The organism is Microbacterium salsuginis (assembly GCF_012524205.1).
Taxonomy (GTDB): domain Bacteria; phylum Actinomycetota; class Actinomycetes; order Actinomycetales; family Microbacteriaceae; genus Microbacterium; species Microbacterium salsuginis.
This window is the reverse complement of the sequence record NZ_JABACI010000006.1, coordinates 1-19,892: the sequence shown is the minus strand read 5'-3', so window position 1 is coordinate 19,892 and position 19,892 is coordinate 1. Positions and strand designations below refer to the sequence as shown.

21 protein-coding genes, 1 tRNA gene and 1 rRNA gene are annotated in these 19,892 nt (G+C 70.4%); 3 read left to right on the top strand and 20 right to left on the bottom strand.

What is annotated here, in order from left to right:
- Positions 1-94 precede the first annotated feature (94 nt).
- Positions 95-171: transfer RNA gene (locus HF576_RS18765), tRNA-Pro, on the bottom strand.
- Positions 172-294: 123 nt separating this feature from the next.
- Between HF576_RS18765 and HF576_RS18760 the strand changes: the two genes are divergently transcribed.
- From HF576_RS18760 to HF576_RS18750, 3 genes are all read left to right on the top strand, one after another.
- Positions 295-882, top strand: coding sequence for a GNAT family N-acetyltransferase (locus tag HF576_RS18760; protein ID WP_168914372.1), 588 nt, complete (start codon positions 295-297; stop codon positions 880-882).
- An 83-nt stretch (positions 883-965) separates the two neighbouring features.
- The gene (locus HF576_RS18755; protein WP_168914371.1) at positions 966-1,634 is read left to right on the top strand and encodes a lysoplasmalogenase; all 669 of its coding nucleotides are present in this window, start codon (positions 966-968) and stop codon (positions 1,632-1,634) included.
- Positions 1,631-2,011, top strand: a complete 381-nt coding sequence (locus HF576_RS18750; RefSeq protein ID WP_168914370.1) for a S4 domain-containing protein — start codon at positions 1,631-1,633, stop codon at positions 2,009-2,011. The genes HF576_RS18755 and HF576_RS18750 overlap by 4 nt, the downstream gene beginning before the upstream one ends.
- Before the next feature lie 6 nt (positions 2,012-2,017).
- Here HF576_RS18750 and HF576_RS18745 read toward each other — a convergent pair whose 3' ends face one another.
- The 19 genes from HF576_RS18745 to rrf form a co-directional block, all read right to left on the bottom strand.
- On the bottom strand, positions 2,018-2,917 hold the full coding sequence (locus HF576_RS18745) for an NUDIX domain-containing protein (protein ID WP_168914369.1): 900 nt from the start codon (positions 2,915-2,917) through the stop codon (positions 2,018-2,020).
- Between the two features lie 65 nt (positions 2,918-2,982).
- Complete coding sequence (gene der / locus HF576_RS18740; RefSeq protein WP_168914368.1) at positions 2,983-4,527, bottom strand: ribosome biogenesis GTPase Der; 1,545 nt, start codon at positions 4,525-4,527, stop codon at positions 2,983-2,985.
- The gene (gene cmk, locus HF576_RS18735) at positions 4,517-5,257 is read right to left on the bottom strand and encodes a (d)CMP kinase (RefSeq protein ID WP_168914367.1); all 741 of its coding nucleotides are present in this window, start codon (positions 5,255-5,257) and stop codon (positions 4,517-4,519) included. The genes der and cmk overlap by 11 nt, the downstream gene beginning before the upstream one ends.
- Positions 5,250-6,392 carry a prephenate dehydrogenase gene (locus HF576_RS18730; RefSeq protein ID WP_168914366.1) on the bottom strand — a complete coding sequence of 381 codons (1,143 nt, stop codon included), beginning with the start codon at positions 6,390-6,392 and terminating at the stop codon, positions 5,250-5,252. The genes cmk and HF576_RS18730 overlap by 8 nt, the downstream gene beginning before the upstream one ends.
- Positions 6,393-7,181 carry a pseudouridine synthase gene (locus HF576_RS18725; RefSeq protein ID WP_168914365.1) on the bottom strand — a complete coding sequence of 263 codons (789 nt, stop codon included), beginning with the start codon at positions 7,179-7,181 and terminating at the stop codon, positions 6,393-6,395. It lies immediately after the preceding gene.
- Positions 7,178-7,753, bottom strand: a complete 576-nt coding sequence (gene scpB / locus HF576_RS18720) for an SMC-Scp complex subunit ScpB (protein WP_168914364.1) — start codon at positions 7,751-7,753, stop codon at positions 7,178-7,180. The genes HF576_RS18725 and scpB overlap by 4 nt, the downstream gene beginning before the upstream one ends.
- Positions 7,743-8,663, bottom strand: a complete 921-nt coding sequence (locus tag HF576_RS18715; protein ID WP_168914363.1) for a segregation and condensation protein A — start codon at positions 8,661-8,663, stop codon at positions 7,743-7,745. Before HF576_RS18715 ends, scpB begins: the two co-directional genes overlap by 11 nt.
- Positions 8,647-9,480, bottom strand: a complete 834-nt coding sequence (locus HF576_RS18710) for a ParA family protein (protein ID WP_168914362.1) — start codon at positions 9,478-9,480, stop codon at positions 8,647-8,649. The genes HF576_RS18715 and HF576_RS18710 overlap by 17 nt, the downstream gene beginning before the upstream one ends.
- 247 nt (positions 9,481-9,727) lie before the next feature.
- Positions 9,728-10,246: a septum formation family protein gene (locus tag HF576_RS18705; protein ID WP_168914361.1), complete on the bottom strand. Its 519-nt coding sequence runs from the start codon at positions 10,244-10,246 to the stop codon at positions 9,728-9,730.
- A gap of 108 nt (positions 10,247-10,354) precedes the next feature.
- Entirely contained in the window at positions 10,355-11,278 is a 924-nt protein-coding gene (gene xerD / locus HF576_RS18700) for a site-specific tyrosine recombinase XerD (RefSeq protein WP_168914360.1), read from the bottom strand.
- A gap of 26 nt (positions 11,279-11,304) precedes the next feature.
- Positions 11,305-11,916: an NUDIX domain-containing protein gene (locus HF576_RS18695; protein WP_168914359.1), complete on the bottom strand. Its 612-nt coding sequence runs from the start codon at positions 11,914-11,916 to the stop codon at positions 11,305-11,307.
- Positions 11,913-13,634: a CTP synthase gene (pyrG, locus tag HF576_RS18690; protein WP_168914590.1), complete on the bottom strand. Its 1,722-nt coding sequence runs from the start codon at positions 13,632-13,634 to the stop codon at positions 11,913-11,915. Before pyrG ends, HF576_RS18695 begins: the two co-directional genes overlap by 4 nt.
- A gap of 17 nt (positions 13,635-13,651) precedes the next feature.
- Positions 13,652-15,343: a DNA repair protein RecN gene (recN, locus tag HF576_RS18685; protein WP_168914358.1), complete on the bottom strand. Its 1,692-nt coding sequence runs from the start codon at positions 15,341-15,343 to the stop codon at positions 13,652-13,654.
- Positions 15,340-16,305: an NAD kinase gene (locus tag HF576_RS18680; RefSeq protein ID WP_168914357.1), complete on the bottom strand. Its 966-nt coding sequence runs from the start codon at positions 16,303-16,305 to the stop codon at positions 15,340-15,342. The genes recN and HF576_RS18680 overlap by 4 nt, the downstream gene beginning before the upstream one ends.
- Positions 16,306-16,381: 76 nt before the next feature.
- The gene (locus HF576_RS18675; protein ID WP_168914356.1) at positions 16,382-17,176 is read right to left on the bottom strand and encodes a TlyA family RNA methyltransferase; all 795 of its coding nucleotides are present in this window, start codon (positions 17,174-17,176) and stop codon (positions 16,382-16,384) included.
- Positions 17,173-17,331, bottom strand: a complete 159-nt coding sequence (locus HF576_RS18670; protein ID WP_168914355.1) for a hypothetical protein — start codon at positions 17,329-17,331, stop codon at positions 17,173-17,175. The genes HF576_RS18675 and HF576_RS18670 overlap by 4 nt, the downstream gene beginning before the upstream one ends.
- A 40-nt stretch (positions 17,332-17,371) precedes the next feature.
- The gene (locus tag HF576_RS18665; RefSeq protein ID WP_168914354.1) at positions 17,372-18,409 is read right to left on the bottom strand and encodes an HAD-IIA family hydrolase; all 1,038 of its coding nucleotides are present in this window, start codon (positions 18,407-18,409) and stop codon (positions 17,372-17,374) included.
- The gene (locus HF576_RS20475) at positions 18,409-19,731 is read right to left on the bottom strand and encodes a tetratricopeptide repeat protein (RefSeq protein ID WP_240949045.1); all 1,323 of its coding nucleotides are present in this window, start codon (positions 19,729-19,731) and stop codon (positions 18,409-18,411) included. The genes HF576_RS18665 and HF576_RS20475 overlap by 1 nt, the downstream gene beginning before the upstream one ends.
- A 92-nt stretch (positions 19,732-19,823) precedes the next feature.
- A 5S ribosomal RNA gene (rrf, locus tag HF576_RS20910) occupies positions 19,824-19,892 on the bottom strand; the annotation flags it as partial.

Here is a 19,892-nt window from a genome sequence, read left to right as displayed (position 1 = left end):
GACCGCCTCCGGAACCGGCGCGCGTTCTTCGCATGGCACCCGACCCGCACGCGAGAAAAAGGCCCGGAACCTCGTGAGAGGTTCCGGGCCGATGTGGTCGGGATGACAGGATTTGAACCTGCGACCCCTTGACCCCCAGTCAAGTGCGCTACCAAGCTGCGCCACATCCCGATGCCCCCGCTTGCGCGCGGGCAACTCGACTATCCTACCCGGTCCGTGAGAGCCACGCGAACACACGCGGGCTGCGGCATCCGCCTCTTGTCGGTGTCGGCAGCCACGGCTAGCGTCGCGTGAATGGCACACGTCAGGATCGAACCCGTCACCGCCGACCGCTTCGACGATGCTCAGCACACGCTGAGTGGAGGCGGCGACGGCCGTGGCTGCCAGTGCCAATGGTGGATGATGCCGAACGTCGAGTTCGAAAAGACGACCCTCGAGCAGCGGAGGGAGCTGCTCCGCGGCGAGATCGAGACCGGTCCCCCGCCGGCCCTCATCGCGTACGTCGACGATGAGCCCGCCGGGTGGGTGCGCGTCGGTCCCCGCACACGGCAGGTGCGCCTCGCTCGCACCCGCAACTTCGCGGCCCACTCCGAGGAGACCTGGGACGACGAAAACGTGTGGGCGGTCAGCTGCTTCGTCGTGCGCCGAGAGCACCGGCAGCAGGGACTGAACGCTCAGCTGCTCGCCGCAGCCGTCGACTACGCGCGATCGCGCGGCGCTCGCGTGATCGAGGCGTACCCCGTCGATCCCGGTTCAGGCCGCAAGAAGGCGTCGAACGATCTCTACCACGGCGTGATATCGACCTTCGAAGAGGCGGGATTCCGCGAGGTGGCGCGTCCGCGTCCCGACCTCGCGATCGTCTCGCTCGACGTGTCGCGCTGAACCCGATCGCGGCATCCGGTCCCGGCCGGCTCTCGGCCCGGCGCGCGCGTGCGACGATGTCAGGGCAGGAATCGAGGAGGATCATGCGACGGCTCTGGATCGCGTTCGCACCGTACATCGTGATGTCGGTCGTGCACGTCGGCGCTCTCGCCGTGGGGACGGACGAGCTCGCGGGTTCGACCAAGCTCGCGCTCATGCCGCTGCTCGTCCTCGCTGTCGTGTGGGGCGCTCGCGGCACCACGTGGACCACAGCACACACGCTCGTCGTCGCCGCCATCGGGCTCTCGTGGATCGGCGACGGCGCCGCCGTCTTCCTCCCTTGGCTTCCGACCGTTCCGATGATGCTGCTCTTCTTCGGACTCGCGCACCTGTTCTACATCACCTTGTTCTGGCGCCGCCTCGCGGTGCGACGAGTCCCGCCGTGGGCCGTCGTGTACGCGGCATGGTGGGGCGTGCTGCTCGCGGTGCTCTGGCCCCACCTCGGTGGCCTCGTGATCGCCGTCGCGGCGTACGGCCTCGTGCTCGGCGGCACGGCGGTCGCGGCATCCCGCTGCCATCCGCTCATCGCGTGGGGCGGTGCCTTCTTCCTCGCCTCGGACTCGATCCTGGCGTTCCGGCTCTTCCTGCCCGAAGCGATGCCGGAATGGACCAGTCCGGCGGTGATGTTCACCTACTGCCTCGGGCAAGGCCTCATCGCGGCGGGTGTGCTGGTCACCACACGCGTGCGGCGTCCGGCGGAGGTGACGGCGTGACCACGGGAGGTGCTTCGGTTCGCGTCGACGCGTGGCTCTGGGCGATCCGCGTGTACAAGACTCGGTCGGCGGCGACCACGGCATGCCGCGCCGGGCATGTGCGGGTCAACGGCGACAGGGTGAAGGCCGCGCAGCCGGTGCGTCCGGGCGACGAACTCAGGGTGCGTATCAACGGCTTCGACCGGATCCTCGTCGTCAAGCAACCCATCGCGAAGCGGGTCGGCGCCGCGGTCGCTGCCGAGGCCGTCGACGACCAGACGCCTCCCCCGCCGCCGCGCGAGCTGGCGGCTTTCGTCCCCGTGCGCGACCGCGGCGCCGGGCGTCCCACCAAGCGGGAGCGCCGCGACATCGACCGCCTCCGCGGCCGGGAGGGCTGAGCGCACTCAGTCCAGCAGGTCGAGCAGCCAGCGCGCTCCGCGGACGGCGGCTCCGGCATCCTGAACCCGCTGCGCGAGGCCCCGATCACTGGTGACCACCGTCACGCGGTTCCCCGCGTCGACGAGGCGTTCGGCCGCGGCGACGAGGGCGTCGTCTCCGGATGCCTCGGCTCGCACCACGTCGATGCCGTCCGTCGCCTCCGCCCCACGCGCCTGACCCTCGACGACGGCGGTCCAGTGCGGATACCACGTGTGCTCGGGCAGCTCGAGAGCGGCAGCCGGGATCCCCTGCCGTGCGAGCGAGCCGAGGCGCGCCAGCAGGCGTTCGGCCGCACCCTCGCGGTCACGCCACCAGCCGTCGGGAACCGAGCCCATGACGTTCGCGGCGTCGACGACCACGGCGGGGCGAACCGGGAGCAGGGCCTTCAGTCGCTCCCACGAACCCGCGAAACCGGGATGAAGCGGATGCCGCGTGACGGCGTCCGTGGGCACCCACGCGAGCTCGCGACTCTCGGGGTCGCTGATCACCGGTTCGAACGGCTCGACCACGTCACCGATGACGGTCGTGTAGCTCCAGTACCCGAGGTCGAGCACGCTCAGCACACGCGGACGAATCGCGGATGCCGGGACCCCGGCCTCTTCCGCAGCCTCCCGCAGTGCGGCGTCCCACGCCGACTCCTCTTCGTGGCGAGCGCCCCCGGGCAGCGCCCACGTGTCGCCGAAATGGCTCCACGACACGCGATGCTGCAACAGGACACCGCGATCAGGGTCCACGGCCAGCAGACCGGCGGCGCCGAAGCGCCCCCAGTACCGCTCCCCCGTCGGCGCGACCACCCAGGCGTCACCGGGATCGCGCGGCCCCAGCGGGCGCCGCGGCTCCCCGGGTGCGGGAGGCTCGATGGTCACGGCGCCCCTTTCGTCACGGTGCCGGCTCGGTCACAGCCAGCCTGTCACACCCGCCCGGGTGCGGTTCAGCGCTGGCGACGCTCGCGGACACGCATGTTGATCACGATCGGTGTGCCCTCGAAGCCCCACAGCTCTCGCAAGCGGCGCTGGATGAACCGCCGGTAGCCGGGGTCGAGGAAGCCCGTCGTGAACAGCACGAATGTCGGCGGACGCGTGGATGCCTGGGTGCCGAACAGGATGCGGGGCTGCTTGCCGCCGCGCAGCGGGTGCGGGTGCTCGGCGATCAGTTCCGACAGGAAGGCGTTGAACTTGCCGGTCGGGATGCGCTGATCCCACGACTCGAGTGCCGTCTCGAGCGCCGGCACGAGCTTCTCGAGGTGACGCCCGGTGCGGGCGGAGATGTTGACGCGCGGGGCCCATGCGACGTGCGCGAGGTCCTGCTCGATCTCGCGTTCGAGGTAGCGGCGACGGTCCTGACCGTCCATGTCGTCGTCGTTGAGGCGGTCCCACTTGTTGAACGCCAGGACGAGCGCGCGCCCGGACTCGAGCACGAGGTCGATGATGCGCACGTCCTGCTCGCTGAGGGGCTGCGTGACGTCCAGGACGACAACGGCCACTTCGGCCTTCTCGAGGGCCGTCGATGTGCGCAGCGAGGCGTAGAAGTCGGCACCCTGCTGCAGGTGCACGCGACGCCGGATGCCGGCCGTGTCGACGAATCGCCACATCTTGCCGCCGATCTCGACGATCTCGTCGACGGGGTCGCGCGTGGTTCCGGCGAGCTCGTTCACGACCACGCGCTCTTCGCCCGCCGCCTTGTTGAGCAGCGACGACTTGCCGACGTTCGGTCGCCCCAGGATCGCGACCCGGCGCGGTCCGCCGATCTCCTGCTTGGCGACCGCCGAGATGTCGGGAAGAACCTTCATGAGTTCGTCGAGCAGATCAGCGACGCCGCGGCCGTGGATCGCCGACACCGGGTGCGGCTCGCCGAGGCCGAGGTTCCACAGCGCCGCGGCCTCGGGCTCCTGGCGGGGGTCGTCGATCTTGTTGGCGACGAGGAAGACCGGCTTGCCGCTCTTGCGCAACAGCCGGACGACGTGCTCGTCGGTGGAGGTGGCACCGACCATCGCATCGACGACGAACAGCACCACGTCCGACAGATCGATGGCCACCTCTGCCTGGGCGGCGACCGAGCGGTCGATGCCGCGGGCATCCGGCTCCCACCCGCCGGTGTCGACCAGCGTGAAGCGGCGATCCATCCACTCGGCCTTGTACGTCACGCGGTCGCGCGTGACGCCGGGGGTGTCTTCGACGACGGCCTCGCGGCGACCGAGGATGCGATTCACGAGTGCGGACTTGCCGACGTTCGGACGACCCACGATCGCCACGACCGGCAGTGCCGGCATGTACTCGATGCCGTCCTCGCCGCGGACCAGCCCCTCGAGCAGTTCCGCATCGTCCTCGTCGAGATCGTAGTCCTCAAGTCCCACGCGCAGCGCGGCGGCGCGCTGGTCGGCGAGCTCGTCGTCGATGGCGGCGAGGTTCTCGGCGAGGTGGTCTTCACCGCCCTCGTATGTGTCGTCGGTGTCGGGGGCGCGGTCGTCAGCGGCCATCGGGGGCTCCTGTCTGCAGGGGATCAGACGCGGACAGCGCGCTGCGGATCACGCCGAGCACGGCGTCCACGGTCTGATCGAAATCAAGGTCGGTCGAGTCGACGACCTCGACGCCGGGGGCGGCGGTGAGGAAGTCGACGACGGACGAGTCTGAGGCGTCGCGCCGGTGCAGCGCCGCGGCGACGGCCGCGGCATCCTGCGTCGTCAGTTCCGCGCTGCGCCGCGCCGCCCGCACCTCGGGGGCGGCGGTGAGCAGGATGCGCACGGGCGCATCGGGAGCCACCACGGTGGTGATGTCGCGGCCCTCGACCACGACGCCGGGGCGGCCGGAGTGCGCGACGAGGGCGCGGAAGAGGGCGTTCACGGACTGGCGGACGGCCGGAACCCTCGCTACACCGCTCACCGCGTCGCTCACCCTGGGCTCACGGATCGCGTCGGTCACGTCGACCCCGCCGACCCGGACCCAGTACGAGTCGGGGTCGAGAGAGATGGCGTAATCGAAGTCGCCCGAGACATCGAGAACGGATGCCGCGTCGGACGTGTCGATTCCGCGCTCGAGGGCGTGCCATGCCAGTGCCCGGTACGCCGCGCCGGTGTCGAGGTAGCCGTAGCCCAGTCGCCGTGCGACCTGCTTGGAGACGCTGGACTTGCCGCTGCCGGCGGGACCGTCGAGGGCCACGACGACCGTGCCGGCGCCGGTGGGCTGCCCAGAGGTCGAGGGGTCAGTCATTGGTGGTGCTCGCAATCTTCCAGCCGCGGGACTCGAGGCCGTCCACCGCACGCCGGACGGCGGCAGGGTCGACACTGATCTCGGCGAGGCCGAACTGCGCGCCCGGAGAATGCTCCAGGCGCATGTCTTCCACGTTCACGTCGAGTTCGCCGAGTTCGCCGAACAGACGCCCGAGTTGTCCTGGAGTGTCGTCCACCATCACGACGAGCTGCTCGAATCGCCGGTTCTGCCCGTGCTTGCCGGGCAGTCGTTCGACGCCGTCATTGCCGCGCCGGATCGTGTCTGCGATGGCACGACGCGCACCCGGCGCGTCGGGTGCCCGCAGAGCGGTCGCGACAGCCGTCAGATCGGCGGCGAGCCGATCGAGCACGTCGACCACGGGCTCGGCGTTGGCGCCGAGGATCTGCACCCACAGCTCCGGCGCGGACGCCGCGATGCGCGTGGTGTCGCGCACGCCCTGTCCGGCCAGCCGCAGCGAGTCGTCGCGCGCGTCGACGAAGCGGCCGGCGAGCAGGCTCGCCACCAGCTGCGGCACATGCGAGACGAGGGCGACGGCCCGGTCGTGGTCTTCTGGCGACATCTCGATCGGCGTCGCGCCCAGCTCGAGCGCGAGCCCTTCGACGACAGCGAGATCCGCGGCCGACGTGGCCTCGTCGCGACAGACGACCCACGGTCTCCCCACGAAGATGTCGGCACGCGCAGAGATCGCTCCGCCGCGCTCGCGTCCGGCGAGCGGGTGGGAGCCGATGTAGTGCGTGAGGTCGACGCCTCGTTCGCGCAGCGCGCGCAGCGGCTCGAGCTTGACGCTCGCCACGTCGGTGACGACGGCGTCGGGGTGACGTGTCAGCTCACGCTCGATCACGTCGGCCGTGACATCGGGCGGGACGGCCACGACGACGAGCGACGGCTCGTCGCCGTCGCGCGCCTGGCGGCCGGCGCCGTAGTCCACCGCGAGCCGCAGCTGTGACGGCGAGGTGTCGTCGAGGACGACATCGACGCCACGCGCGGTGAGCGCGTGCCCGATGCTCGCCCCGAGGAGGCCCGCGCCCACGATGCGGACGGTGCCGTGCACCCGGGGAGCGAGCGATGCCTCGGCCCGGCGCGCGCGCTCGGAGGTCGGCCTCGTCTCGGTCACTTACTTCTCCTGTTCGCCCTCTTCCGCCTGCGGCGAAGAGGTTTCACGGCGCGCGAGAGTCAGCAGAGCGCCGCGCTCCACTTTAGTCAACTCACGTGCCGCCCCCGCTGGCAGGGTTCCCAGGTGGAGCGGGCCGAACTGGCGGCGCACCAGTTCGACGACAGGATGCCCCACTGCGGCCATCATCCGACGCACGATGCGATTGCGGCCCGAGTGCAGCGTCAGTTCGACGAGCGACCCGCCGCCTTCGGCGGACGCCGACAGCAGCCTGGCCTTGTCCGCCGCGATGGGACCGTCGTCCAGGTCGATGCCGCGGGTCAGCTTCTGCACCGTCTGTGGCGTGACGCGGCCCTCGACCTTGGCGATGTAGACCTTCGTGACTCCGAACGACGGGTGCGCCAGCACGTGCGCGAGCTCGCCGTCATTGGTGAGCACGAGGAGGCCGCTCGTCTCGGCATCCAGCCGGCCGACGTTGTACAGCCGCTCGGGCCAGTCCTTCGTGAAACGCCGGAGGTCGGGCCGGCCACGATCGTCCTTCATCGAGCTCACCACGCCCGTCGGCTTGTTGAGCATGACGTAGCGCTTGGACGCATCCAGCTGCACGGCGGTGCCGTCCACATCGACGAGGTCGCTGTCGGGGTCGATGCGGCTGCCGAGCTCGGTGACCACCTCGCCGTTGACCCGCACGCGCCCTTCGACGATCAGCTGCTCGGCCACACGACGCGAGGCCACGCCGGCGTTGGCGAGCACCTTCTGCAGCCGCACGCCCTCGGTGCTTTCGGCGCTCATCGCCTGGTCCTCTCGTCGAATCCGTCGACGCTTCCCACGTCTTCCGCGCCGTCGAGCAGCGGCGAGATGTGCGGCAGTTCATCGAGCGAGTTGATGCCCAGGTGCTCCAGGAGCGCATCCGTGGTGCCGTAGTTGATGGCGCCGGTCTCGGCATCCGTGAACAACTCCGTGATGAGGCCGCGCGCGAGCAGCGTCCGAACCACCGAGTCCACGTTGACCGCGCGGATGGACGCGACCTGGCTGCGGGTCACCGGCTGCTTGTACGCGATCACCGCGAGCGTCTCGAGCGCCGCCTGTGACAGCCGCGACGGCGCCTGGCCACCGACGAACTCGCTGACGAGGTCGTCGTGCTCCTCACGCACGTACAGCCGCCAGCCGCCGCCGACCTCGCGCAGCTCGAAGCCGCGGACGGGTCCGCCGCTCTTGCCGTCGTAATCGTCCACCAGCGCCTCGATCGCCTGTCGTACGGCGGGCACCGGCGAGCCGACCGCGGCGGCCAGGCTCACGAGGCTCTGCGGCTCCTCGACGATCAGCAGGATCGCCTCGAGCCTGGCTCTCACGTCATCGGTCATAGTCTGCTCCCAAGGTGGCGAGGTTCTCGTCCGACCAGCGCTGCGCACTCCAGCGCAGCGTCAGCTCGCCCAACGGCTCCAGCTGCTCGAACGACAGGGCGGCGTGCCGGTAGAGCTCGAGCACCGACAGGAATCGGGCGACGACGACTCCGGATTGATCCACGCCCGCGATGAGCTCCCGGAACGTCAGCGCCCCGGCATCCCGCAGCAGCGTCACCACGATCGCCGCCTGCTCGCGGATGCTCACGAGCGGTGCGTGCAGGTGGTCCAGGCCGACACGCGGGATCTCCTTCGGCGTCATGGCCAGCAGCGCGAGTGCCGCGAAGTCGTCGACGCTGAGGCTCCAGGCGAGCTCGGGCACAGCGGTGCGGTACTTCTCATCCAGGCGCACCGAACGGGTGTGGCGGCGGCTCTCGCGCTGCAGACAGCGCTCGAACCACACCGACACCTCTTTGAACGCGCGATACTGCAGCAGGCGGGCGAACAGCAGGTCGCGCGCCTCCAGCAGCGCCACGGACTCGGCGTCGACGAGCTCGCCCTGCGGAAGCAGACCCGCGACCTTCATGTCCAGCAGCGTCGCGGCGACGACGAGGAACTCGGATGCCTCATCCAGCTCTTCGTCGGGACCCAGCTCGCGCAGGTACGAGATGAACTCCATCGTCACGAGCGACAGCGACACCTCGGTGATGTCGAGCTCATGCTGCGAGATGAGACTCAGCAGGAGGTCGAAGGGGCCGTCGAAGTTGCCCAGCGAGACCCGGAAGCCCGGCTCCGCAGCGGCGGCCGCTGTGGCAGCTGCATCCGACTCCGCACCGTCGGGCTCGGTGCCAGGCGACGGCGCATGCCCGTCGCGCGCCTCTTCAGGCGACGGCGCGTGCCCGTCAGGCCATTCTTCAGGCGACGGCGCCACGGGCGACCAGCTCTCGCGCCAGTCGCAGATAGGCCTGCGCGGCAGCGTGCTCGGGCGCGAACTCGGTGATGGGCATGCCGGAGACCGACGCGTCGGGGAACTTGACCGTGCGGCCGATCACCGTCTCGAGCACATCGTCGCCGAACGCGTCGACGACCCGCTCGAGGACCTCGCGCGAGTGGAGCGTACGCGGGTCGTACATCGTCGCCAGGACGCCGTCGAGGGTGATCGTCGGGTTGAGCCGGTCGCGCACCTTGTCGATGGTCTCGACGAGCAGGGCGACCCCGCGCAGTGCGAAGAACTCGCACTCCAGCGGGATGATCACGCCGTGACTGGCCGTGAGCGCGTTGACGGTGAGCAGGCCGAGCGACGGCTGGCAGTCGATGAGCACGACGTCGTAGTCGTTGGCCACCTTGCGCAGCGCGCGTGCCAGCGTCTGCTCACGCGCGACCTCGTTGACCAGGTGGACTTCAGCGGCCGACAGATCGATGTTGGCGGGGATCACGTCGAGGTTCTCGACGCCCGAGTTCACGATGACGCGGTTCGGGTCGCTCTTGCTGTCGAGCAGCAGGTCGTAGATGGTCGGGATCTCGTGCGTCTGGATGCCGAGTCCCGCTGACAGCGCACCCTGAGGATCGAAGTCGACCGCCAGCACCTTGCGGCCGTAGCCGGCCAGGGCGGCGGCCAGGTTGATGGTGGTGGTCGTCTTGCCGACCCCGCCCTTCTGGTTGCACAGCGAGATGATCCGGGCGGGGCCATGGCCGTCGAGCTTGGGCGGCGTGGGAAAGCCGTGATACGGACGCCCCGTCGGCCCCATGGGGACCTCCGACTCCGAGGTCTTCCCCGACCTGGTCTTCGTCCTTCTGTCAGCCACCGTGCTCCCGCTTCCTCGTGCTCGCTCGATATTAGTCGGCCACGAGGCTTCGCACCGGTAGAAACGGCGTCGCGGGGCCCACCCCCGGGGCCCCCCCCACCCCGGCACAACGCCGCGGCCCCCGCGGGCCCGCCCCCCTGCCCCCCGGGGCCGCCCCGCCCCCCCCGCCCCCCCCCCCCGACGCCGGGAATCAGCGGGCGGCGCCGGCGAGCGTGCCCGTGAGCTTGGCCCCGGAGGGGTCCCACGCGATGCACAGCACCTCGCGGTCGCCGCTGGCCCACGATCCCTCGGTGGGGTACAGCGGCCAGTAGTCGAGCACCGACTCCTCGTACGCCAGTCCGATGAAGTTCGCGAACTCGGGGATGCAGGTGGCGTCGGCGTCGGCCTTCACGGCGTCCTCGCCGGGGTATTCACCCTCGGCCATGTTGTACGCGTAGTACACCTCGTCGTCGTGCGGATCGGCACACGGGACGACCGGGATGCTGGTCACCTCGTCGACCGATCCCATGTCGGCCGTGGCGAGGCAGTCGCCGACCTGGATCGCGAAGACGTCGGCGTTGTCGTTGGCCTCGGTCACTTCGTCGGTCTGGGCGTCGCGGACCGGCTCCGAGGCCGGGACGAGCTGGTCGACGAGGGAGCAGCCGCTCAGGGCGGCCGCGGTCGCGAGAACGAGGCCTGCCAGGGCCAGACGCGCGCGGTTGTGTGTCATGGGAATCGATCCCCCCGGATCTGTCGATGTCCCACCCCCACGGCGGGCTCCAGCGGCCAAGTCTGGCGGAGATCCGGTCGGCGTGCCAACTCGCCTTCGCCGGCCCGCTCAGCGGGCTCGCGGATGCGACGTGGCGTAGACGTCGCGCAGCGCGTCCACCGAGACGTAGGTGTAGATCTGCGTGGTGGCGACCGAGGCGTGGCCGAGCAGCTCCTGCACGACCCGCACATCGGCGCCGCCCTGCAGCAGGTGGGTCGCGAACGAGTGCCGCAGAGTGTGCGGCGAGACGTGCGCGCTGAGGTGCGCGCGCTCCGCAGCGGAGTGGATGACGAGCCATGCGCTCTGCCGCGACAGCGGCGCACCGCGCGCACCGAGGAACAGCTTGGGCGTCGCACGTCCGCGTCGCGACAGCTCGGGTCGCGCCCGCGTGAGGTACGCGTCCAGGGCCGCCCGTGCGTACGAACCGACGGGCACGATCCGCTCCTTGTCCCCTTTGCCCCGCACCCGGAGCACATCGCCGTGAGCGACATCGTCGACGTCGAGCTGCACGATCTCCGACACGCGGGCACCGGTGGCGTAGAGCAGCTCGAGCAGTGCACGATCGCGCAAGCCCGTGAGCTCCCCTGGTGCGGCATCCTGCGGGAGCGGACCCGAGGCGTCGAGCAGCTTCTCGACCTGATCGATCGTGAGCGCCTTCGGCAGCCGGCGCGGCTGCTTCGGGGGCCGCAGCTTCGTCGACGGGTCGGTGTTCTCGACCCCCTCACGCGCGAGGAAGCGGTGCAGACCCCGCACCGAGGACTGCAGCCGCGCGAGGGACGAGGACGCCATCGGGGGCTGCGCCGCGGCCCGATCCGCGATGAAGCTGCCGACGAGCGTGGGCGTCACCTCGGAGGTGTCGGCCACGCCCTGTTCGCCGAGCCATGTCAGGTACCCCGAGAGATCGCGACGGTACGCGGCGACCGTGTTGTCGGACAGCCCGCGCTCGATCGTGATGTGCCGCAGGTACGAGTCGACCGCACGCTCAAGCCGCATGGCCGGACTCCCCCGCGCGACCCATGTCAGCGGCCCGCGGTCTCCGCTCGCGCGACGCGAAGCCGTTCCGCGGCGGCGAGCGCCCCGATCGTCATGATCCCGTTGCGCAGCCTGCCGGCGAGGATCCCCGCGATCACCTCGTCCAGCGCGACCCACTCCAGGACGATGTCGGCCTCCTCGTCCTCGCGTGCATGCACGGCACCGGCCGGCGAGAGCCCTCGAGCGAGGAACAGGTGCACGATCTCGTCGTTGCCACCGGGCGTCGTGAAGATGCTCACGAGCGGCTCCCAGTCGGCCGCCTGCAGGTCCACTTCCTCCGCAAGCTCACGCCTGGCGGTCTCGAGCGGCGATTCGCCGTCGACGTCCAGCAGGCCCGCGGGGATCTCCCAATCGCGGTGACGGATCGGATGCCGGTACTGCTGGATCAGCAGCATCCGGTCGTCCTCATCGAGCGCCACGACCGCGGCCGCACCCGGGTGCTCGACGTACTGGCGGACGATCGTGCCGTCGCGGTACGCGACGGTGTCGCTGCGGACGTCCCACACCCGTCCCTCGTAGACGAGATCGCTCGAGATCACCGTCGCCTCGAGCGGCTCGTCTGCCGGCTCTGCGCCGACCCGCGCCCCGGGCGTCGTCACGCGACGGGCTCCCGGGCAGCCTCGAACGGCTCGTCGTCGAACAGCTCGCTGGCCCGGTGCCGTTCGAGCGCGGCTCCCACAAGCCCGCGGAACAGCGGGTTGGCGTCGGTCGGACGCGACCGCAGCTCGGGGTGGGCCTGGGTGGCGATGTAGTACGGGTGCACGTCTCGCGGCAGCTCGACGTACTCGACGAGATTGAGATCAGGGTTCACACCCGAGAACACCAGCCCGGCGGCGGCGATCTGGTCGCGGTAGCGGTTGTTCACCTCGTACCGGTGCCGGTGACGCTCGGACGCCGTGGTCGAACCGTATACCTCCGCGGCGATCGACCCTTCGGCGAGGTCGGCGGGGTACAGCCCCAGCCGCATGGTGCCGCCGAGGTCGCCGTGATCGAGGATGTCGACCTGCTCCTCCATCGTGGCGATCACGGGGTGCTCGGTGTCGGGGTCGAACTCGCTCGATGAGGCGTCCTCGATGCCGGCGACGTGACGGGCGTACTCGATGACGATGCACTGCAGGCCCAGGCAGATGCCGAGCGTGGGGATGCCCTGCTCGCGAGCGAACTTCAGCGCGCCGATCTTGCCCTCGATCCCGCGGATGCCGAAGCCGCCCGGGATGACGATGCCGTCGAGCGGTGCGAGCGCTCGTTCGGCACCTTCAGGCGTCTCGCACTCGTCGGACGGGATCCAGCGGATGTTGACGTGGGTCTCCTGCGCGAACCCACCGGCTTTCAGCGCCTCGGTGACCGAGAGGTAGGCGTCGGGAAGATCGATGTACTTGCCGACGAGGCCGATCGTGACCTCGTGCTTCGGGTTGTGCACGGCCTGCAGGACGCGCTCCCACCGCGACCAGTCGACGTCGGCGGCGTTGGCCAGGCCGAGGGCGCGGACGATGTACTCGTCGAGCCCCTGCTCGTTGAGCATCGAGGGGATGTCGTAGATGCTCGGAACGTCGACGGCGTTGACCACGGCGCCCTCGTCGACGTCGCACATGAGCGCGATCTTGCGCTTGTTCGACTCGGTGACGGGGCGGTCGCTGCGCAGCACCAGCGCATCGGGCTGGATGCCGATGGAACGCAGCGTCGCGACGGAGTGCTGCGTCGGCTTGGTCTTCTGCTCGCCCGAGGCGCCCATGAACGGCACGAGCGAGACGTGGACGAAGAACACGTTCTGCCGGCCGAGTTCGTGGCGGATCTGCCGCGCGGACTCGATGAACGGCTGCGACTCGATGTCGCCGACGGTTCCGCCGATCTCGGTGATGATCACGTCGGGCCGCGGGTCCTCGGTGGCCTGCAGGCGCATGCGGCGCTTGATCTCGTCGGTGATGTGCGGGATCACCTGCACGGTGTCGCCGAGGTACTCACCGCGGCGCTCCCTGGCGATCACCTGCGAGTAGATCTGGCCCGTGGTGACGTTGGCCGCCTGGTTCAGCTCGATGTCGAGGAAGCGCTCGTAGTGCCCGATGTCGAGGTCGGTCTCGGCGCCGTCGTCGGTGACGAAGACCTCACCGTGCTGGAACGGGTTCATGGTGCCCGGATCGACGTTGAGATACGGGTCGAGCTTCTGCATCACGACGTGCAGGCCGCGGGCCGTCAGAAGATTGCCCAGGCTGGCGGCGGTCAGGCCCTTGCCCAAAGAGGAAACGACACCACCGGTCACGAAGATGTGTTTGGTGGTGTCGTTCGAAGTGTCACCGCGGGAAGAACCAGAAGTCTGCATCACGGGCTTTTATCCTATCAGTCGACTTCGGTCCGAAGGCTGAGCAACTCACGTGCGTGAGTCAGCGCTGCGTCGGAATCGGGCATGCCTGAGAGCAGGCGGGCCATCTCGGCCTCGCGCTGCGCGCCCTCGAGCCGGCGCACGTCGGATGCCGTCACCGAGCCGTCGTTCGCCTTCACGACACTGAGGTGGTTGGTCGCGAACGCGGCCACCTGGGCCAGATGGGTCACGGCGATCACCTGTGACGACTGCGCCAATCGCGCCAGGCGGCGCCCCACTTCGATCGCCGCGGCCCCGCCGATGCCGGCGTCGACCTCGTCGAAGACGAAGGTCGGGACAGGATCGACGGCAGCGATCACGACCTCGATCGCCAGCATCACGCGACTGAGCTCGCCGCCGCTCGCGCCCTTCGAGACGGCGCGGGGCTCGGCCCCCGGGTGCGGCGCCAGCAGGATCGCGACGTCGTCCCGTCCGTTCGCCGTCTCCGCACCGGGCGCGACCGACACCTCGAGTCGGGCATCCGGCATCGCCAGGGCACGCAGCTCGTTGGTGACGGCGGCGCCCAGCCGCCCGGCCGCATCGGTGCGGGCCGCGGTCAGCACCGCAGCAACATCGTCGAGAGCGGATGCCGCGGCATCCCGCTCCTCGGTGAGACGCTCGATCCGCCCCGAGTCGTCGTCGAGCTCGGCCAGACGCGAGGAGCCGACGTCGAGCAGCGCGATCGCGGCTTCGAGAGTGCCGTGCGTGCGCACCAGGCCGGCGAGCACCGCCCGGCGCTCCTCGACCGCGGCCAGTTCGTGCGGTCCGGACTCGTCGAGGTCCGCGAGGTACCCCGCGAGCGCGGCCGCGACATCGGCGGTGCGATAGCCGAGGTCGGCGACCTGCTCCGAGAGCTCCTCGAGGACGGGATCGTGCACGCGCTCCAGCGCTCGGCGCGCCTCAGCGAGCAGGGATGCGGCATCCGGGCCGTCTCCCTCCCCCGACAGCGCCTCGTGCGCCGAGGCTGCGGCGATGCGCAGCTCTTCGGCGTTCGCGAGCCGCTCGGCGCGCGTGGTGAGCTCGGCGTCTTCGCCCGGCTGGGGCGCCGCCTGCTCGATCTCGGCGAGCTGGGCACGAAGTTCGTCTGCCTCGGCCGCGCGGGAGTCACGGTCGGTCGTCAGCTGCGAGAGCTCGCGATCGAGGGCGCGCCACCGCTCGTACGCCCGCCGGTACTCGTCGCGGGCGGTGCGGACCGCCTCACCGCCGAACCGGTCCAGAGCGTCGCGCTGGGCGGCGGCGGAGCGCAGGCGCAGCTGATCGGACTGCCCGTGGACCACCACGAGCTCGTCGGCGAGGTCGGCGAGCACGCCGGCCGGCGCGGCACGGCCGCCCACCGAAGCGCGTCCCCGCCCCTCGCTCGAGATCGAACGCCCGACGAACAGCTCGGCGCGCCCGTCGCCGAGAGGCTCGACATCGCCGCCGGCCTCACGCACCCGCTCGGCCACCGCGCCGTCCTCGGGCACGATCCACACCCCGTCGACGGTCGCCTGCGCCGCGCCGGCGCGCACCGCGCCGGAGTCCGCGCGCTGGCCGAGCAGCAGCCCAAGCCCGGTCACGACCATGGTCTTTCCCGCGCCCGTCTCGCCCGTGATGGCGGTGAAGCCGGCGCCGATCGGCAGCGTCGCCTCAGCGATCACACCCAGATCCCGCAGGCGCATCTCTTCGATCACAGGGGGAGCTCCGCGCTCGCCTGGGTGGGCAAGGTGCCGGTGATCGCCGCGGGGCCGCGCCAGCCCTCGACGGGAAGACGGAACTTTCGCACGAGCCGGTCCGTGAACTGCGCGGGATGCAGTCGCGCCAGTCGCACCGGGCGGTCGGAGCGGCGCACCACCACGCGCGCGCCGGGCGGCAGGTCGTGCGAGCGGCGGCCGTCGCACCACAGGATACCGGTGCCGTTGGTGTGCTCGAGGACCTCGATCGCGACCGCGTGCTCGGGGCCGACCACGAGCGGCTTGGCGAACAGCGCGTGCGCCGACAGCGGCACCACCGAGATCGCCTGCACGGTCGGCCAGATGACGGGGCCGCCGGCCGAGAAGTTGTAGGCGGTCGACCCGGTCGGGGTCGAGATGACCACCCCGTCGCAGCCGAAGGTGGAGAGCGGGCGTCCGTCGACCTCGATCACGACCTCGAGCATGCGCTCCCGGCTGGCCTTCTCGACGGTCGCCTCGTTCAGCGCCCACGTCTCGTAGATGACCGAGTCGACGGTGTCCTTCACGCGCACCTGCAGCGCGAGCCGCTCCTCGACGTCGTAGTCGCGCTCGATGACACGACGGACGGCGGCGTCCATGTCGTCGCGCTCGATCTCGGCGAGGAAGCCGACGTGCCCCATGTTGATCCCCAGGACCGGAGCCGTGCCGTCGCGCACGAGCTCGGCGGCGCGCAGGATCGTGCCGTCGCCGCCGAGCACGATCGCCAGCTCGATCTCGGTCACCGCGATGTCGCGGCCGAGGACCGCGACATCGGCGAACGACGGGCGCACCGCCACGAGCTCGTCGCGGTCGTCGGGGGCGATCACAGGGCGCGCGCCGGACGACCGCAGAGCCGAGACCACGCGCTCCGCGGCGATGACCGTGTCGTCTCGGTGCGCATGCGCGACCACCAGGATGCTGCGCTCGTCGTCGGCGTTGTTCATCGGCTCCCCGCCAGTCGGTTCACGGTCCTCCCCATTCTGTCCGATCGCTCCGACGGGCGGGGAGTCCGACACTGGATCAGTCGGTGAGGCGGTCGACCTCGTCGCGCCACTGCTCGGGAATGCTTCCACGTCCGACCGCGAGATGGGCCACGTATTCGCGGTTGCCGTGCGTGCCCGCCAGCGGCGAGGCGATCAGTCCGCACGTGCCCAGGCCGTGATCCCACGCCGTCCAGAGCACCGTCGAGACAGCATCCGCCCGCAGGGTCGGATTGGTCACGAGACCGCCCTTGACCGCGGTGCGTCCGACCTCGAACTGAGGCTTGATCAAGAGCACCAGGTCGGCATCCGGCGCCGCGACCGTGCGCGCGGCCGGCAGCACGTGCGCGAGCGAGATGAACGACAGATCCCCGGTGATGAGCGACGGCGCGGCATCGACATGACTCGCCTCGGAGAGCGATGCCGGCGTCATGTAGCGGACGTTGAACCCTTCGATCGACACGACGCCCGGATCGGCGGCGACGGATGCTGCGAGCTGGCCGTGCCCGACGTCGACCGCGATCACGGGCTCGGCGCCGCGCTCCCGCAGCACCTGGGTGAAGCCGCCGGTGGAGGCGCCCATGTCGAGCGCGACACGGCCGCCCACGTCGATGCCGAAGGCGTCCAGACCGGCAATGAGCTTGTGCGCGGCTCTGCTCACGTAATGGTCGGTACCGCTCACCTCGATCGCGCTGTCGTCGGAGACGGGAGCGGATGCCTTCACGACGGGCCTGCCATCCACGCTCACACGCCCCTCCGAGATGAGGGTGGCCGCGTGCGTGCGAGATCGAGCGAGTCCCCGACCGGCCAGGGCCGCATCGAGACGCTGGGTCATGACGGGGAGCCGGGGTTCGACTCCAAGCGGCGGGCGAGGGTGTCGTGGAGGCTCTCGTACGCTTCCGCACGCGTCGCGAGCGGCTGAGCCTCGATCACCTCGAGGGTCGAGAGCAGGTCCCCGGTGTCGTCGTCAGCGTCTCGCGTCGCATCCATGCCCCAAGGATACGGGCGAGTCACGCCGGGACCGGTGCGATCAGGGCCGGTGGAACGGATCCGCGTAGAGCCTTTCGGGAACCCGGAAGCCGAAGATGGCGCGCCCCGTCGACCAGATGGCGGCGGCGCCGGCGCGGACCAGATCGATCGGCCGATCTCCCTCGCTGACGATCCGCACATCGGGACCGTCGATCGCGACGGTCGCGCCGCGAACGGTGGCGGCACCGTCGGTGACGCGCACCTGCGGGTAGGGCTCGTGCAGCTCACGCAGGTCGCCGAGGATGTACGTCGGTCGCGAGCCCTCGGGTGCGGCGAGCACGTGCTTGGGCCTGTCGATCCCCGTCAGGACGAGGGCGGACGGGATGCCGGCGCGGTTCGCGCCGAGGATGTCGGTGTCGAGCCGATCACCGAGGAAGAGCGGATGCCGGGCGTCGAACCGCGAGACGGCCTCTTCGAAGATCGGCACCTCGGGCTTGCCCGCGACGGTCGCAAGGCGCCCCACCGCCGTGTGCACCGCCGAGACGAGGGTGCCGTTGCCCGGTGCGATCCCGCGGGACTGAGGGATGGTCCAGTCCGTGTTGGTCGCGATCCAGGGGATGCCGCCGTCCTCCTCGGGAACCTTGAGGGCGAACGCGGCCTCTGCCAGTTGCGTCCAGCCCACCTCAGGCGCGAAGCCCTGGACGACCGCGGCGGGCGCGTCGTCGGCGCTGCGGGTCACGGCGAAGCCGGCCTTCTCCACCTCGACGACGAGGCCGTCGCCCCCGACGACGAGCACCGTCGAGCCGGCGGGGATCCGTGTGGACAGGAGCCGCATCGCCGCCTGCGGACTCGTCACGACGTCCCGGGCATCCGTGCGCAACCCGAGTTCCGACAGGTGTGCGGCGACGGACGCGTCGGTGCGCGAGGCGTTGTTCGTGATGTAGGCGAGCACTCGGCCGTCGCGAGCCCGGTTCAGGCTCTCGACCGCGTGCGGCAATGCTCCCGCTCCGGCGTAGACGACCCCGTCCAGATCCGCCAGGACCACGTCGACACCCTCCAGCGGTGCGGCCGTCGCGGGACGCCGCCCGAACAGCGGCATCAGGGCCGTGCCTCGTCCGGCGACTCCCCGCGCTCGTCGGGCGAGGCGTCGTGCTCCTCGGGTGACACGTCGTCCACAGCAGCTTCGGCGGAGACATCGGCAGCCTCGTCGGATGCCTCGGCCTCGAACTCGTCGTCGGATTCCTCCTCGACCTCCTCGACCTCCTCGACGAAGATCGTCTCGAGGTCGTCCGCGCCCGACGCCGCGTCGAGCGCTTCGGCGGCGACGAGAGCGCGACTGCGCCACCGCTCTGCCTCCTCGGCCCGGCCGAGCTCCTCGAGCACCGCGGCACGCGCCGAGAACAGCGCGGGACTCCACTCGAAGGCACGGTCGGGGTCGAGCTCGGGGATGTCCAGTTCGCGCAATGCGCGGTCGGGCTCGCCGAGATCGAGGCGGGCGCCCGACATCGCGATGGCGAGCTCGACCCGCACAGGGGTCGGCAGAGACGCGCGATCGACGGCTCGGCCCGTCTCGAGCGCGCGGTCAGGGCGGCCGACACCGCGCTCGCTGTCCACGAGAAGCGCGATCTGGTCGTCCTTTCCAGAGATGCGGCGGTACGTGCGCAGCTCGCGCAGCGCCAGACCGTAGTCGCCGGTCGCGTACGCCGTGATCGCGAGGGTCTCTCGCACCACGGCGATGCGCCCGGCACGACGGGACGCCGACAGCGCATGCTGGTGGGCGAGCTCGGGGTCCTCGTCGATGAGCTGCGCTGCCATCGCGAGGTGGCGGGCGACTTGGTCGGCGTTCTCCTTGCTCAGCGTCTTCAACTCGTTGCGCGCGCTCGGATGCAGGTCCTTCGCGGTCACTTCGTCGGGGATGATCGGGTCGTCGTGGCGCGGGCGCACGGAACGGATCTCGCCGTCGCGCACCGCCCGGTCCGGGCGATCTGCGCCACCCCGGGTCGGACGGGAACCGTAAGGCTTGTCGCCGTCGCGCTTCGCGTACGGCTTGCGGTCACCGTCGCGCTTCACGTACGGCTTGTCACCATCACGCTTCACGTACGGGCGCTTCTCGCCATCCCGCTTCGCATACGGCTTGTCACCGTCACGCTTGACGTAAGGCTTACGGTCACCGTCGCGCTTCACGTACGGCTTGTCACCATCACGCTTCACGTACGGGCGCTTCTCGCCATCGCGCTTCGCATACGGCTTGTCGCCATCGCGCTTGACGTACGGCTTCTTCCCGTCGTCACGTTTCGCGTACGGCCGGCGATCGCCGGCGCTGCCCGAGGAAGAACGGCTTCCGCGATTCGGCGTCGCGTCGCGCCCACGCTCGCGCGGGGCACGCTCTGCTGCGCCGTCTCGCGGCTCCTGCTCTGACATTCCTCGATCCTCTCCGATGGCGCCGTCACGGGCAATCGGTGTGTTAACGCGAAATGGCCACCCTGCGTTGGGTGGCCATTTCGGTAATGGGTGTCCGGCGGTGTCCTACTCTCCCACAGGGTCTCCCCTGCAGTACCATCGGCGCTGGGAGGCTTAGCTTC